The organism is Bacillus sp. OTU2372, from assembly GCF_038440275.1.
Taxonomy (GTDB): domain Bacteria; phylum Bacillota; class Bacilli; order Bacillales; family Cytobacillaceae; genus Neobacillus; species Neobacillus bataviensis_B.
Genome location: NZ_JASATK010000073.1, coordinates 1 through 610 on the forward strand (window position 1 = coordinate 1; position 610 = coordinate 610).

The window sequence follows — 610 nt, forward strand, 5'->3', positions numbered from 1 at the left end:
ATCTTTCAGGGATCTTACTAGCTTGACGCTATGGGAAATCTCATCTTGAGGGGGGCTTCATGCTTAGATGCTTTCAGCACTTATCCCGTCCGCACATAGCTACCCAGCGATGCCTTTGGCAAGACAACTGGTACACCAGCGGTGCGTCCATCCCGGTCCTCTCGTACTAAGGACAGCTCCTCTCAAATTTCCTGCGCCCACGACGGATAGGGACCGAACTGTCTCACGACGTTCTGAACCCAGCTCGCGTACCGCTTTAATGGGCGAACAGCCCAACCCTTGGGACCGACTACAGCCCCAGGATGCGATGAGCCGACATCGAGGTGCCAAACCTCCCCGTCGATGTGGACTCTTGGGGGAGATAAGCCTGTTATCCCCGGGGTAGCTTTTATCCGTTGAGCGATGGCCCTTCCATGCGGAACCACCGGATCACTAAGCCCGACTTTCGTCCCTGCTCGACTTGTAGGTCTCGCAGTCAAGCTCCCTTGTGCCTTTACACTCTACGAATGATTTCCAACCATTCTGAGGGAACCTTTGGGCGCCTCCGTTACTCTTTAGGAGGCGACCGCCCCAGTCAAACTGCCCACCTGACACTGTCTCCCACCCCGAT

General features: G+C 55.9%; 1 rRNA gene. It reads right to left on the reverse strand.

The features are described from left to right. A 23S ribosomal RNA gene (locus AAHB15_RS29960) occupies nt 1-610 on the reverse strand; the annotation flags it as partial.